Raw genomic sequence first — 14,925 nt, forward strand, 5'->3', positions numbered from 1 at the left:
TAAAATAAAAATGTAGAGTCGGGAGTTTTAGCAATGGCTTTAACAATTTCAGATGAGGGATTGGAAAGTATTCAGCTTTCGGCAGAGATTCGAGAAAAGGCTTTACACAAAGCTAAGGAAGGGTATGTAATGGCTTTATTAGAGGTAGGAGAAATTACCAGTAGTCGGGCTGCAAAAATCCTCGGTATTTCTCGGATAGAAGTTATCGAAATGATGAATAAATGGGGTATTTCTATTTTTGATGATTCTCTGAGTTTAGAGGAATTACAACAAGAAGTAGAACAAGCAGAATTAATGTTAAATCAGCAAAATTTTTAAATGATAATCGTCTCTGATACCACCCCAATTAGTGAGTTAGCCAAGGTTGAGCATCTTGATTTATTGCCAAAACTTTTTGGTAAAGTTTTGATTCCCCAGGGTGTATTTAATGAATTACAGGTAGGTCAGCATCCAGCAGCAGAATTTGTACAGAATCTGTCTTGGTTGGAGGTTGTAACGGTAGACAATCAGCAGGTGGTTGAGGAGTTACAAAAGTCCTTTAATTTGCATTTGGGAGAATCAGAAGCTATTGCTTTACCTGAAGAGGTTGGAGCTTCTCAATTGTTGATTGATGAAAAGGCGGCGAGAAAGGTTGCTATGGCGCGAAAGTTACCTTTAATTGGTACTGTGGGAATTTTATTGTTAGCAAAGCGTCAAGGTTTATTGGACAGCGTTAAGGATATTTTGGATGAGATGCAGGTAAAGGGAACGAGAATTTCGGAGCGGCTTTATGTACAGGTTTTGACTTTAGCTGATGAAATTAAAGGGGAATAATGGGTAAGTATCAGGGTTATGAAAAGTATAAAGATTCTGGGGTTGAGTGGTTGGGGAAGATTCCTGAACATTGGAAAGTAACAAGGGCAAAGTTTGTATCTGATATTTTTGTCCCTCAAAGAAATAAGCCAGAATTGAATTTAGATGATGGATTACCTTGGCTAACTATGGATGATATGTTAGGCGATAGAGTTAGTCATACTAAGTTTAAAGTTACAAAAGAAGCATCTATAAACGCTGGCTCTAAAAGTTTGAAAAAAGGTTCTGTTATAGCTAGTTGTATTGGTAATTTTGGTGTCTGTACGATCAACGATGTTGATGTGATAATAAATCAACAATTACAAGCTTTTATTCCTAATAGCCATATAATCCCTGAATATTTACGCGAACTGGTCAAAATTTCTAGTGATTATTTTCAGATGATTGCAACGGCAGCAACAGTCATTTATGTAAACCAAGCTGGCTTTGCTAATATGCCCATAACATTACCCCCACCGGATGAACAGGAGAAAATCGCCCGCTTTCTCGACCATAAAACCAAACAAATAGACGACCTCATCGCCAAGAAAGAAGCCCTCATTGAAAAACTCGACGAAAAACGCACCGCCCTCATCAGTCACGCTGTCACCAAAGGACTAGATCCAAACGTCCCGATGAAAGATTCTGGTATTGAGTGGTTGGATGAAATCCCTGAGAATTGGAAACGAATTCCATTTAGATGGTGCTGTTATATTACTGAAGGACAAGTAGATCCTACACAACCAAAATTTAAAGATTTGCCCTTAATTGCTCCTAATCATATTGAAAGTCAAACAGGAAAACTTGTTGCTAAAGAAACTGCCGAAGACCAAGGTGCAATTAGTGGGAAGTATTTTTACAAATCTGGAACATTATTATATAGCAAGATACGTCCTGCACTAGTCAAAGCTTGTATTTCTGACGAAGATGGATTATGTAGTGCAGATATGTATCCCATTAAAACAGCAGGGATATTATCAAATAAATTTATGCTCTATCAAATATTATCTAAAAATTTTACTCAATTAGCAATATTAGTTTCTGATAGAGTTGCCATGCCAAAAGTTAATCGTGAAACATTAGGAGGATTTCCTATACTTGTTCCTCCGTTAAAAGAACAGCAACAAATAGTAGACTATCTAGATGAGCAAACAGCCAGTATTACCCAACAAAAAGCCAAAATTCAACAAGCCATTGAACTATTAAAAGAATATCGCACCGCCCTCATTACCAATGCTGTCACAGGTAAAATAGATGTACGCCAAGTCCCTATCCCTGAAGCCCAGAAACCAGCATGACACAAATCACCTTTGCAGAACTTCCCGAAACTGTTCAAAACCTAATTAACCAAGCCCAGAAAACAGGCGAACCCCTCACCATCATCCAAAATGGTGTCCCCTTCGCCATCATATCCCCCATTAAGAAAACATCCCTCCTAGAAACCCTTTCTACCCTTGAACCATTGGATGAAGAGTTTCCCGACGTAGACGAAGGATTATTACCGTTAGATGATATTGAGCTTTAAAAATGAGTTATTTATACTTGTTAGATACAAACATCATTTCCGAACTAATTAAAAACCCCAGAGGCGTAATATTTTCAAAAATTCAAAACGTCGGAGAAGATACAGTTTGTACAAGTATTATCGTAGCTTGTGAAGCTAGATTTGGCGCGAAAAAAAAGAACTCTCAAAAGCTAATAGAAAAACTTGAAATTATCTTGGATAGTATTGAAATACTACCCCTCACTCATCCCATAGAGCAATATTACGCAGAAATTCGCACAGATTTAGAACAGCAAGGTAAACCGATTGGCAGTAATGACTTATTAATTGCTGCTCATTGCTTAAGCCTTGGTCTAACTCTCGTTACAAACAATGTCCGTGAATTTTCCCGCGTACCCGATTTAAAAGTAGAAAACTGGCTAAACTCAAATTAAAAAGCCGAGTGACTTTCTAGCCATTGATTAATTCACGATTTATACTTAAGTATATTTATACTTGGTGAAGTATGCACACGGAAGACAAATTTGAGGACATCATTGAACGGGAACTCCTCCAACTCAGTGGCTACCACCAAGGCAACCCAAACGACTACGACGCAGATACAGCCCTTTTCCCCACCGAAATCATCAACTTTATCCGAACAACCCAACCCAAACAATGGGAACGCCTAGCCAACACCAGCCCCAGTGATGCCCAGAAAATTATTATAGATAGCCTCACCAAAGAACTTAAAAGCCGAGGAATGCTGGATGTTCTGCGAAATGGCTTCAAATGCTACGGTAAAACCCTGCGAGTTGCTTACTTCCAGCCCAACACAGGGATGAACCCGGAAACCTTGGCACTTTATGAACAAAATCGCCTCACCATCACCCGCCAAGTCACCATCAAAACCGGACGCATTCCCGATATTCTACTCAGCATCAACGGTTTACCCATCGCAACTATCGAACTGAAAAATCCCCTGACGGAAACAACCTACCAAAACGCTATTCATCAATATAGAACGGAGAGAGACCCCAAAGACCCGCTATTTGCTTTTAAACAACGGTGCTTAGTTCACTTCGCCGTAGACACCGAAGAAGTTTGGATGACTACCAAACTCGCTGGCGAAAATACTTATTTCCTACCCTTCAATAAAGGTAATGATCATGGTGCAGGTAATCCCCCCGGCGATAATGAAGAATATCGCACCAGTTACTTTTGGTTAGAAGTTTTACAAAAAGATAGCCTTTTGGACATCTTAGCCCGGTTTCTCCATATCGAAATTAAAGAAACCAAAATTCCTACCGCCACTGGGGTTAATTACCAGAAAAAAGAAACCCTAATTTTCCCCCGCTACCATCAACTTGATGTGGTGCGTAAACTCATCAGCCACGCTAAACAAAATAAAGCTGGGCATAATTATTTAATTCAGCATTCCGCAGGTTCAGGAAAATCAAATTCTATCGCTTGGTTAGCCCATCGCCTCGCTAACCTCCACGACAACCAAGACGAAAAAATCTTTCATACTGTTGTCGTCATCACCGATCGCACCGTACTGGATCAACAACTGCAAAACACTATTTATCAGTTTGAGCATAAAGCCGGAGTTGTCCAGAAAATTGATGAAAACACCCAACAACTCGCCACAGCCCTCAGCGACGATGTACCGATTATTATTTCGACAATTCAGAAATTCCCTTTCATTACTAAAGCCATTGAGACTTTAGCGAAAAAAGGTAAAACCATAGACATTACTACTAAAAATAAACGCTTTGCGGTCATCGTTGATGAGGCGCATGGTTCCCAAACCGGAGAAACCGCCGCCGAACTCCGCAAAATTTTAAATAAAGATGGTATTGAATCTGCGATCGCATCCCAACTGTTAGAAGATGAATTAGAGGAAGATGATCTCAGTGATGCAGCCAAACAACAACTCCTCAAAGAACAACTCACCCGCACCAAGCAACCCAACCTCAGTTACTTCGCCTTTACCGCCACACCCAAACACAAAACCCAACTTGTCTTCGACGAACCAGGGGAAAACGGCCAAGTTCCCTTTCATCTCTACACGATGCGCCAAGCGATTGAGGAAGGCTATATTAAGGACGTTTTAGCAAATTACACCTGCTACGATCGCTATTACCAACTTGTCCACACTGCACAAGATGACCTTAATTTACCACGTCGCCAAGCAGCTAAGGCGATCGCCCGATTTGTGGAACTTCATCCCCACAATATCGCTCAAAAAGTAGAAATTATCATTGAACATTTCCGCAACCATACCCGCCATAAAATCGGCGGTAGGGCGAAAGCAATGGTTGTCACCAGTTCCCGCGAACACGCGGTTAAATACAAACTGGCTTTTGATAGATACATTCAAGACAAAGGCTATAGCGATATTAAATCCCTTGTGGCCTTCTCCGGTTCTATTATCCTTGATGAATTACCTGGACAAACATTTACTGAAGTTAACATGAATGGCGGCATCAAAACTTCAGAAATTCCTGATAAATTTGCTAGTGATGCTTATCAAGTGCTGCTTGTTGCTAACAAATTTCAAACCGGATTTGACCAACCTTTGCTACATACAATGTTTGTTGATAAACGACTCGATGGCGTGCAAGCAGTCCAGACTTTATCTCGCCTCAACCGTACCACCACAGGGAAAGAAGATACTTTCGTCTTAGATTTTGTCAACAAACCCGAAGACATCTACAAAGCTTTTAAACCCTACTACGAAGAAACTCCCGTTGCTGAAAGCGCAGATCCGCAACAATTAAATGATTTGTCTTACCAACTTTATGAATGGCAACTTTTCAGCCGAGATGATGTCAACCAGTGGTGTGAAATTTGGTTTCGCCCGAAAACTTCTCTTACAGGAAGCGAACACAAAAAATTAAATACATTACTAGACCCAATTATTGATAATTATAAAACTCTCCCAGACGCAGAGAAAGAATTATTTAAAACCCAACTTAGCAGCTTCCGCAATCTCTACCTATTCCTTGCTCAAATTATTCCTTACCAAGATTCTGAACTAGAAAAGCTTTATGCTTACGGGCGGTTTCTCCTCAAGAAATTACCCCGCAGTCTACAGGCTCCTAAAATAGATTTATCTGGGGATATTGAACTAAAATTTTATCGCCTGGAAAAAATCAGCGAAGGGAAAATTGATTTAACCGCAGGACAAGCGGAACCGTTACGCGGTGCGATCGCAGTTGGGACTCGTCAGCCAGATAAAGAAGTCCCCTTATCCCAGCTGATCGACACCCTCAACGAACGTTTTGGTACTAATTTTACCATAGCCGACCAGCTATTTTTTGAGCAGATTACCGAAACGGCGATCGCGAATGATTCCATTAAACAAGCGGCTCAAGTCAATACCAAAGAAAACTTTGCCCCGGTTCTAGACAAGCATCTAGAAAATCTATTTATCGAACGCATGGATGGTAACGAAAAAATATTTATGCAAGTGATGAATAGTGAAGAGTTTAAAGCAGTTGTGTTTGAAAAATTACTATCCAGTATTTATGAGAGTATCAAGAGCGAACATTCATGATTAGGGGTATGAGAAGTATCAAGACAGAACAGCAGGTATTGAAATAACCGGCTTCAATAGTTGCGTTGTAGGCATAGCTGCTAGTGATTCGCCAATGTGAATTTTGCGATCGCACTTGAAGGAATATACAACCAATCCCTGAAACATAAGCTTTGCTCAAAGACTCAAGCCCTTGATTGCCCAAGCTGAAGATGAAAGTTTCCATCCCCGTTAGGGGAAGAGGGTTTGGAAAGCTTGAGGACGCTAGCCAATTCTCAGTGGAAATGCTTGATGTTTCCATCCCCGTTAGGGGAAGAGGGTTTGGAAAGTTGAGGCATTCATAGTTGATTTTGGAGTTTTTAATAGTTTCCATCCCCGTTAGGGGAAGAGGGTTTGGAAAGTCTATAATTTATGGGTGGTTTTCTTGTGGAGCTATAGTTGTTTCCATCCCCGTTAGGGGAAGAGGGTTTGGAAAGCAAGCGAACGGCGTGCTGAAGGGCGACATCGAGTTTCCATCCCCGTTAGGGGAAGAGGGTTTGGAAAGCATACGCAAGGTACCCTCACGGAAGCAGCTTAGAAAGTTTCCATCCCCGTTAGGGGAAGAGGGTTTGGAAAGTATACCCACAATTGGAGGGAATGGTTAGATAAAGGGTTTCCATCCCCGTTAGGGGAAGAGGGTTTGGAAAGACGCATACAATTTCGCACCGCAAAAAGAAAATCCTTGGCGTTTCCATCCCCGTTAGGGGAAGAGGGTTTGGAAAGGGTAGCAACCGGAACACGCACAGGCATTTTGGCTTGTTTCCATCCCCGTTAGGGGAAGAGGGTTTGGAAAGTTAAAGTAAAAGATAGCCAAAAGACTTACTATAATAAGTTTCCATCCCCGTTAGGGGAAGAGGGTTTGGAAAGTAACAATAAACGGCCAAACCTTAACTGGAACTCTGTTGTTTCCATCCCCGTTAGGGGAAGAGGGTTTGGAAAGGTAGTGGTTGTTTTACTCAACGCTTCCCTGATCGCGTTTCCATCCCCGTTAGGGGAAGAGGGTTTGGAAAGTCTAGTCCTTTCGGTTGATTGATTTCTAAAAAGTTTCCATCCCCGTTAGGGGAAGAGGGTTTGGAAAGGATTATCAAAAGAAAGTATTTTAATAGCAAATGCAGGGTTTCCATCCCCGTTAGGGGAAGAGGGTTTGGAAAGAGCTACCATCTGGAAACCTTACAGAGCAAGAGTTTCAACTACCCGTTTCGACACCACCTTTTTCTCTCAAAAAATAAATAAGAAAAATAGTGGATTTCACGGGCTGAAACCGATGCTGTGTAAGCTATCGACACCACTTAACGAAATTATGCGGTTTTCAAGGTTCTGGCGAGTGGTGTCGAAAATCTCGGACACACTAGCTAGAACAGTAAAATATGAGACTAAAAGTTGTCAAGAGTCTCATAAAATGTCTTTACGATTAGAAAAGATTACTAAGTGTTTTGGCTCATTTGTTGCTAATGACAACATTAGTCTGAGCGTTGATACTGGTAAGATTCACGCAATTTTGGGTGAAAATGGCGCAGGTAAGACTACTTTAATGAATATTATCAGTGGTCTATATCAACCTGATGCCGGTCAAATTTATCTCAACCATCAACTAGTAAAGATAACTTCACCCAATGCAGCAATTAAATTAGGTATTGGCATGATTTATCAACATTTCATGCTTGTGCCTCAATTAACTGTGACAGAAAATATTATTTTAGGTAGAGAAAAAACATTACATTTAAATCTGCGCCAAAAACAACAGGAAATTGCGGCTTTATCCCAGAGTTACGGCTTAGAAATTGACCCCAGTGCTAAGGTTGAAAATTTACCTCTAGGTATACAGCAACGGGTAGAAATTCTCAAGGTGCTTTATCGTCAGGCGAAAATATTGATTCTCGATGAACCAACGGCGGTTTTAACTCCTCCAGAGGTGGAATCATTAATGATGATTTTACGTCAACTGGCGGCGGCTGGAAATACGATTATTTTTATTAGTCACAAGTTAGAAGAGGTAATCAATCTCTGCGATACAGTCACCGTGTTACGTCGGGGAAAAGTAGTGGCTAATACCCAGACTGAAGCTGTCACACCCCAGCAGCTAGCGGAATTGATGGTGGGGCGCGAAGTAACTTTGCAAGTTGATAAATCACCTGCATCACTGGGAAAGGTTGTCTTGTCGGTGGAGAATTTGCAAGTGGCGGATGATAGGGGTGTAATGGCTGTGGGTGGTGTGTCTTTTGATGTGCAGGCTGGGGAAATTTTGGGTATTGCGGGGGTTGATGGCAATGGACAACGGGAATTAGCTGATGCAATTACGGGTTTGCGGCGGGTGAAACAGGGGAAAGTCACTACAGAAAAAGCTATCGGTTATATACCAGAAGATAGGCAAAAGATGGGTTTGGTGTTGCAATTTAGTATTGCCCAAAATCTGATTTTAAAAATGTTTAAAAGTTTGCCTTTTTGTCGTTATTTCTTATTACAATCAGCCGTGATTAAAAATCATGCCCAAGTTGCAATGCAAGAATTTGATATTCGGGCGACTGGGGAAGATGTTCAAGTGAGTCAGCTATCAGGAGGAAATCAACAAAAGGTGGTGTTAGCGCGAGAATTGGCGCGAGAACCGGATTTAATTGTGGCGATGCAGCCGACACGGGGGTTAGATGTGGGGGCTATAGCGTCGGTACATTCACGGCTATTGAGAGAACGCGATCGCGGTGCGGCAATTGTGTATATTTCTACTGAGTTGGAAGAAGTGATGGCGATGAGCGATCGCATCGCGGTAATGTACAAGGGTAAGTTTGTGGAAATTTTGAACGCAGACAGGGCAACGGTTGAGGAAGTTGGGTTTTTGATGGGTGGGGGAAAATGCTGATGTTAATCCGAAAATGGCAGCAACCGCACTGTAGCTCATATCAGCAAATTATCGAATAATCCTTATATGTTTAACAGATTAACCATACCCGCACTAATTACTACTCTTGCTGTTGTACCTATTGTTTCTAGTTGCAGTGCTAATAAAACTCCCCTAAGTGCAGAGCAACAGACTTATGCTGGTAACTGGGTAGCTAGTGATGGTACATCTGTAACAATTTATCTGGATGGTGGTGGCGATTTTAAAGCCTCAAATAGTTCCGTCACAGGTGGTGCAACAACCTTTACAGATAAAACTCTGACAATTGCTTTAGGCCCCATTAAAAGGGAGTTTAAAATTACTCAGCCACCTCAAGAACAAAATGGTAAATTCACAATGCAGCTTGACGGCATCAGCTATACCAAGAGTAATTAAATCTATTCTCTATTACGTTTTGTAACAGGGGGTTGACCTTGCTACAAAACGTGAGATTCATGAGAAGTGATGGCAATGAGCGATCGCATCGCTGTAATGTACAAGGGTGATTTTGTGGGAATTTTGGACGCAGACAGGGCGACGGTTGAGGAGGTTGGGTTTTTGATGGGTGGGGGGAGGTTTAAGTAATTTTGGCTGTGTGGGATGAGGTATTATTTTTGCCTTACGCATACCGCTAACGCGGAACCGCTTGCAGTAGGCGCAAAGAGGAAAAGGGAAGGAGTTTGATCAAATTTAGTAATTTTTGTCTCAGAAATTCAGCATTACTCATTAGGAAAATCACTGTAAGCAATATCCAGAATGTGCGAAGCAAAGTAAATTTTTGGACGTTCCTGTATGTCTGACTCTACGAGAATCCCAACATTTACTAGTCTTTCAAGGTCAGCGCGCGCCGTAGGATAGGATATGTTACACATTTGTGCTAATTGTGGAATGGTGATGGCTGGTGATTCAAACAGGTGATCAATAAGCCGATTGAGTCTAATGTTTCCATTGGATTGGGAAAGCAACTCCATGTATTGAGTACGGAGTTTGAGCAGCATATCAAAACGCCTGATTGCGTCTCGTGACTGTTCGATAGTCCCACGCAGACAAAAAGCAATCCAATCTTTCCAGTTTCCTTCTGCACTGACTTCAAACAAGAGATTGACATATTCGTCTTTATACCGATCAAAAAAGGCACTTAAATATAACCAGGGTTGGCTGAGTTTGCAATGTTCGTAAATCATTAATGAAAGTAATAATCTACCTACCCTACCATTGCCATCAAGAAACGGATGAATTGCTTCAAACTGATAATGCACCATAAAACATACAATCAAAGGGTCTATATCTTTTTCCTGATGTATGTACTTCTCCAACGCATCCAAGCAAGGCATGATTTCGTTGGGAGGTGGCGGAACAAATCTTCTGTCTGAACCGATATGAACTTGAGAACGGCGAAAATTGCCCGGATCTCTTTGGAATCCACGAACTCCAGATAAAAGTTCTTGATGAATACTTCGGATAAGGTTTAAAGACAGAGGTCTCTCTCCCAATAAATGTAATCCTAGCTCTAATGCCCTGTTATAGTTCCAAACTTCTTGCCAAGCATTTACAGGATCATCTGCCGAGCGCGGTTCTCTGGGTTCAATCTCAAAAAGTAAAAGTTGTTGGGGTGTAGCATAAGTCCCTTCTAGACTAGATGAACGCAATGCTTCTCGTCTTTGCAAGGGACGCAACAATAAATTATAGTTTGGCATATATCTGCCAACACCATCCAATCTCGCCAGTTCCTCACGCGCTTGAACTAGTAACGACCAAATTTCAATAGGCATTTCCCAATTTTCTGGTAAGGGGTTGGGAATAAAAGACCAATCCTTGCTGCCTTCTACCGATATCTCCCACAGTTTCCCTGAACAATTCTCCGTAAAGACCGATTTGTCCATGTCTGATATTTTTTTTATAAATAAATTTTAATTGTGATAACTGAATTAAAATTTAGGGCATTTTTTTTTAATTCGCAAGATTGAATTAAAGTATTATCTCAGAAATACCCGTCTATCCCTTGTGAATTAAAGACTTGAGGTATTTAAAATTTCTGCTCTAAAAATCTATTTTTACGATCTGATAAGAAGATTATTTAATAGCTTAAGTATTTTTTATTAGTAAAAAAGTATATATTGTGTTTATGATACGGTAAGTACAATCTATTTAGAAGGTAAATAAAAGATGGGTTAAGCAAAACTGTAACCCATCACAAAAATCCTTAACATATCTACTTGGCTAGTTAGAAAAATTTACAACTAACCCAAGGCGGAATTTAAATCACTCTGTGCTTGTTCTAAGGCGGCTGGTAATTTACTTGCGTCGCGTCCGCCGGCTTGGGCGAGGTTTGGTCTTCCACCACCGCCACCACCGCAGATTTTCGCGATCGCACCAACGAACTTACCCGCCTGTAAGCCTTTCTTGTTGACTTCGGGGCTAAAGGCTGCAACTAAGCTGACTTTTCCTGCTTCGGGAACTGAACCCAATACCACTGCACCGTTACCGATTTTTTGTAGTAAGCGTTCGGCGGCGGTTTTCAAGGATTCGGGGTCAACGCCTTCTAATTCGGCGACGATAATTTTATGTTCGCCTAGAGTTGTTGCGGTTTGTAATAAGCTGTCGGATTTAGCGATCGCTAATTGTCCTTTCAGCGTTTCTAGTTGCTTTTCAGCGTTTCTCAATTCGCTTTGTAAAGTTGTGATTCTGTCCGGTAGTTCTTCGGGTTTGACTTTAAAGCGATCGCTTAAATCTTTAACTACTTTATCCCGTATATTTAAGTAGTCTAAGATAGCGGGGCCAGATACCCCTTCAATTCGCCGCACGCCAGAAGCCACGCCAGCTTCAGTAATAATCTTAAATACGCCAATCTCCGCAGTATTACTTACGTGTGTACCTCCGCATAATTCCATAGATACACCAGGGAAATCGATAACGCGGACTTCATCACCGTATTTTTCCCCAAACATGGCGACAGCACCCCTAGCTTTGGCTTCGGCTAAGGGTAATACTTCGATTTTGGCGGAGTGGGCTTCAGAAATCCAGGTGTTAATCTGTTCTTCTACTTGTTGAACTTCTTCTGGTGTTAAGGCGCGGGGACAGTTGAAGTCAAAGCGCAGTCTGTCGAAGGATACCAAAGAACCGGCTTGAGATATCCCCTCATCGACGATTTTCTTTAAAGCCGCTTGTAGTAAATGGGTGGCTGTATGGTTGGCTTGGGCGCGACGACGACAAGCCCAATCAATTTGGGCGGTGACGGTATCGCCTACGCAGAGTGTTCCACGTTCGATGCGCCCGAAGTGGACAAAGAAATCGGATTCTTTTTTCACATCTTCCACGCGCACAACTACGCCATCACCGGAAATATAACCGCGATCGCCGATTTGTCCCCCAGATTCGGCATAGAATGGGGTCTGGTTAAGGACAATCTGCACCTCTGTTCCGGCTTCGGCTGCTTCTTGGGAAACACCACCGACTAATAAAACTTCGACTTTCGCTGTTGCGGCTGGTTGGGTATAACCTAAAAATTCCGTGGCGTGGATATGTTCCGCGAGTTTGTCCAGAGAACCTTGTACTGTTAAGTCGATGGTTTCGTGGGCAGCTTTGGCGCGTTCGACTTGCTTTTGCATCTCGACATTAAAGTCGTCTTCATCAATGGTGAGGTGATTTTCCGCCGCGATTTCTTGGGTAAGTTCGAGAGGGAAGCCGTAGGTGTCGTACAGTCTAAAGGCACTTTCACCACTAATTACGGTTTTACCTTGCTTTTTCACCTCGGCGATGATTTCTGCTAGGAGTTTCTCACCCCTATCTAAAGTTTTGAGGAAATTCGCTTCTTCTCTTTGTAATTCGGCTGTGATTGTGGCTTCTCGTTGGCGCACATTGGGGTATGCTGATTCGGAAAGAGCGATCGCAGTTTCGGCAACTTGGTTAATAAATTCGCCACTAATCCCAATTAATCTGCCATGACGCACCACCCGCCGAATTAATCGCCGCAATATGTAACCCCTCCCCACGTTGGAGGCGCGGATTTCATCTGCAATCATGTGAACCACGGAACGGACGTGATCCCCGATGACTTTTAAAGAAACTTTGGTGTTCTCGTCGCTGTCGTGGTAATTGATCCCCGCGATTTTGGCGGCTGTTTCGATAATGGGGAAAATTAAATCTGTTTCATAATTATTCGGTACTTGTTGGAGGATTTGCGCCATTCTCTCCAAACCCATACCGGTGTCGATGTTTTTATTTTGCAGAGGTGTTAAGTTACCTTCGGCATCCCGATTGTATTGCATGAACACCAAGTTATAAAACTCGATAAACCGGGTATCATCTTCTAAATCTATATTGTCATCGCCCCGTTCTGGGTGAAAATCGTAATATATTTCGGAACAAGGGCCACAGGGGCCAGTCGGGCCAGATACCCAAAAGTTATCATCTGCACCCATGCGCTTAATTCTGGCTGCTGGTACACCAATTTGATCCCGCCAGATAGCAAAGGCTTCGTCGTCTTCTTCAAAAACACTAACTACTAAACGTTCCTTGGGTAAACCAAACACCTCCGTAGAGATTTCCCAACCCCAAGCGATCGCTTGTTCTTTAAAATAGTCACCAAAACTAAAATTACCCAGCATCTCAAAAAATGTATGATGCCGTTTAGTGCGTCCGACGTTCTCAATATCATTGGTACGGATGCACTTTTGGGAAGTTGTCGCCCGCTTAAATTCTGGTGTGCGCTGCCCCAAGAATATCGGTTTAAATGGTAGCATCCCCGCGATCGTCAGCAGCACAGTAGGATCTTCTGGTACTAGGGAAGCACTGGGTAAAATTTGGTGTTCCCTTTGAGCATAGAAGTTAAGGAATTTAGCGCGGATTTCGTTACCGCCGATGGACTGGGGGTTTGAAAACATGGGAAGAAATGACAAACTAATTTTATTTAACGAGTAGGGGTGAGTGGAAGCAGGCAAAAGTTAAGAAAAAAGAATAGTTATTTAATCAGCTTTTTGCCTATGTCATGATTAGGGCTTTATTTACGCCTTGCTGTAATAGGAACTAGAGCCTAAAGTCTAGTATGTTTACGGGCTTAACACCCCGCCACCGCTAACAGCACACTAGTCAACATCCCGCTACTGCTCACAGAACTCTATATATTTTTGCATTTTGTTTCCCTTTGCTGCCACCAATTTGCGGTTTTTCAGCAGTTCTATGTCTGTATGATTTCTGGAATCTACCTGATAGCAGATGTATAACTAACCCATCATTCGTAGTTGTTAATTCAGTTAAACCTTGACTTACGTAATAATTCTTGATTTTAAAGTAACTAATATGGCTATATCTGAGTACGTAGTAGAGTAAATACTCAGATGAGTTCAAATTTAGCATTAAAAATATATCCAGTACGTAAGTCTGCAATATCTCGAATGTGACACAAACAATCCATATATATCAGGATTGCCCACAATTCCGGTAGATTACTAAAAGTAGTTTTGACTTATTCAAAGTGTTAATTCACAGGTTGCTGAAACAGTTAACAGTTGATAAGTAATATTTAACAGCATACACAAAAGAATTTACAAAATTTAGATGCGGGACAAGCTATTTGTCTTACAAAAATTTTGATGCCCGATTTTTTTTACAAATTGCAACATATCCCTACACAAATACAATTTTACTACATGGTGACTTACTATTTTGATGACTGCATTTACACAGATTAACTAGATTAGTTTTTGACTAGCTTTTCGTAGAAAAAGTTGTTTTTTATTAAAATTTTATATCTGTATAAAAGTATATAACTTTACAGTAAAATTTATAGCTTTTGTGTGAATTTCATAATGAAACGATGTTTTTACGCAAAAGCACGTACACATAGCTTGTATATGTGAATGTAAAAAATATGTATTTTTCGTTATTTATACTGATGCCTTAGACTTGAGTATTATTATCATAATTATATGTATGTAATATTTGATTTTTTTGAAGTTTAAATCATACATTTATGATTGTTTTAAGCTGTCTTAAATAGTCACATATTTATAAAGAAAATATTAATACGATTCCCTAAAAAATGTTCAGTATTTTCACTGTTTAAAAAATAAAAACCTAGATTATTTTTTAATGAACCCCAGTGAATATAATTCGGCTTTTATTATGTTCATACACAGGTATTAAGAGGATATTAAGCTT

The 14,925-nt window shown here is 41.1% G+C and carries 11 protein-coding genes and 1 CRISPR repeat array; of the genes, 8 read left to right on the plus strand and 3 right to left on the minus strand.

What is annotated here, in order from left to right; translation table 11 throughout:
- The first annotated feature begins 33 nt into the window (after positions 1 to 33).
- From ACQFX9_RS21390 to ACQFX9_RS21425, 8 genes are all read left to right on the plus strand, one after another.
- Entirely contained in the window at positions 34 to 318 is a 285-nt protein-coding gene (locus tag ACQFX9_RS21390) for a UPF0175 family protein (protein WP_427158315.1), read from the plus strand.
- Positions 319 to 813 (plus strand): DUF3368 domain-containing protein, encoded by a 495-nt coding sequence (locus ACQFX9_RS21395; RefSeq protein ID WP_427158316.1) that lies wholly within the window; start codon positions 319 to 321, stop codon positions 811 to 813.
- On the plus strand, positions 813 to 2,129 hold the full coding sequence (locus ACQFX9_RS21400; RefSeq protein WP_427158317.1) for a restriction endonuclease subunit S: 1,317 nt from the start codon (positions 813 to 815) through the stop codon (positions 2,127 to 2,129). Before ACQFX9_RS21395 ends, ACQFX9_RS21400 begins: the two co-directional genes overlap by 1 nt.
- Positions 2,126 to 2,356 (plus strand): type II toxin-antitoxin system Phd/YefM family antitoxin, encoded by a 231-nt coding sequence (locus ACQFX9_RS21405; protein WP_427158318.1) that lies wholly within the window; start codon positions 2,126 to 2,128, stop codon positions 2,354 to 2,356. Before ACQFX9_RS21400 ends, ACQFX9_RS21405 begins: the two co-directional genes overlap by 4 nt.
- Positions 2,357 to 2,358: 2 nt before the next feature.
- Complete coding sequence (locus tag ACQFX9_RS21410; protein ID WP_427158320.1) at positions 2,359 to 2,769, plus strand: type II toxin-antitoxin system VapC family toxin; 411 nt, start codon at positions 2,359 to 2,361, stop codon at positions 2,767 to 2,769.
- A gap of 71 nt (positions 2,770 to 2,840) precedes the next feature.
- Entirely contained in the window at positions 2,841 to 5,876 is a 3,036-nt protein-coding gene (locus ACQFX9_RS21415) for a type I restriction endonuclease subunit R (protein ID WP_427158322.1), read from the plus strand.
- A 197-nt stretch (positions 5,877 to 6,073) separates the two neighbouring features.
- A CRISPR array of direct repeats spans positions 6,074 to 7,046; the repeat unit is 36 nt; unit sequence GTTTCCATCCCCGTTAGGGGAAGAGGGTTTGGAAAG.
- A 247-nt stretch (positions 7,047 to 7,293) separates the two neighbouring features.
- Positions 7,294 to 8,748: an ABC transporter ATP-binding protein gene (locus ACQFX9_RS21420; RefSeq protein ID WP_427158324.1), complete on the plus strand. Its 1,455-nt coding sequence runs from the start codon at positions 7,294 to 7,296 to the stop codon at positions 8,746 to 8,748.
- 66 nt (positions 8,749 to 8,814) lie between these two features.
- Positions 8,815 to 9,162 carry a hypothetical protein gene (locus ACQFX9_RS21425; RefSeq protein WP_427158325.1) on the plus strand — a complete coding sequence of 116 codons (348 nt, stop codon included), beginning with the start codon at positions 8,815 to 8,817 and terminating at the stop codon, positions 9,160 to 9,162.
- A gap of 57 nt (positions 9,163 to 9,219) precedes the next feature.
- Here the strand turns inward: ACQFX9_RS21425 and ACQFX9_RS21430 are convergent, their stop codons facing one another.
- The 3 genes from ACQFX9_RS21430 to alaS all read right to left on the minus strand — a co-directional run bounded on the left by ACQFX9_RS21430 (position 9,220) and on the right by alaS (position 13,649).
- Positions 9,220 to 9,393: a hypothetical protein gene (locus ACQFX9_RS21430; protein WP_427158327.1), complete on the minus strand. Its 174-nt coding sequence runs from the start codon at positions 9,391 to 9,393 to the stop codon at positions 9,220 to 9,222.
- A gap of 92 nt (positions 9,394 to 9,485) precedes the next feature.
- Complete coding sequence (locus ACQFX9_RS21435; RefSeq protein WP_427158329.1) at positions 9,486 to 10,649, minus strand: Fic family protein; 1,164 nt, start codon at positions 10,647 to 10,649, stop codon at positions 9,486 to 9,488.
- Between the two features lie 357 nt (positions 10,650 to 11,006).
- Complete coding sequence (alaS, locus tag ACQFX9_RS21440; RefSeq protein ID WP_427158330.1) at positions 11,007 to 13,649, minus strand: alanine--tRNA ligase; 2,643 nt, start codon at positions 13,647 to 13,649, stop codon at positions 11,007 to 11,009.
- Positions 13,650 to 14,925 lie beyond the last annotated feature (1,276 nt).

Origin of the sequence: Aliinostoc sp. HNIBRCY26, assembly GCF_050235535.1 — a bacterium.
Lineage (GTDB): Bacteria > Cyanobacteriota > Cyanobacteriia > Cyanobacteriales > Nostocaceae > Trichormus.

Bases quoted from the DNA above. Each gene is read 5' to 3' on its own strand.
- ACQFX9_RS21395 (WP_427158316.1), top strand. From the start codon at position 319: ATGATAATCGTCTCTGATACCACCCCAATTAGTGAGTTAGCCAAGGTT.
- ACQFX9_RS21405 (WP_427158318.1), top strand. From the start codon at position 2,126: ATGACACAAATCACCTTTGCAGAACTTCCCGAAACTGTTCAAAACCTA.
- ACQFX9_RS21435 (WP_427158329.1), bottom strand. From the start codon at position 10,649: ATGGACAAATCGGTCTTTACGGAGAATTGTTCAGGGAAACTGTGGGAG.
- ACQFX9_RS21420 (WP_427158324.1), top strand. From the start codon at position 7,294: ATGTCTTTACGATTAGAAAAGATTACTAAGTGTTTTGGCTCATTTGTT.
- ACQFX9_RS21430 (WP_427158327.1), bottom strand. From the start codon at position 9,393: ATGCGTAAGGCAAAAATAATACCTCATCCCACACAGCCAAAATTACTT.
- ACQFX9_RS21410 (WP_427158320.1), top strand. From the start codon at position 2,359: ATGAGTTATTTATACTTGTTAGATACAAACATCATTTCCGAACTAATT.
- alaS (WP_427158330.1), bottom strand. From the start codon at position 13,649: ATGTTTTCAAACCCCCAGTCCATCGGCGGTAACGAAATCCGCGCTAAA.
- ACQFX9_RS21425 (WP_427158325.1), top strand. From the start codon at position 8,815: ATGTTTAACAGATTAACCATACCCGCACTAATTACTACTCTTGCTGTT.
- ACQFX9_RS21400 (WP_427158317.1), top strand. From the start codon at position 813: ATGGGTAAGTATCAGGGTTATGAAAAGTATAAAGATTCTGGGGTTGAG.
- ACQFX9_RS21390 (WP_427158315.1), top strand. From the start codon at position 34: ATGGCTTTAACAATTTCAGATGAGGGATTGGAAAGTATTCAGCTTTCG.
- ACQFX9_RS21415 (WP_427158322.1), top strand. From the start codon at position 2,841: ATGCACACGGAAGACAAATTTGAGGACATCATTGAACGGGAACTCCTC.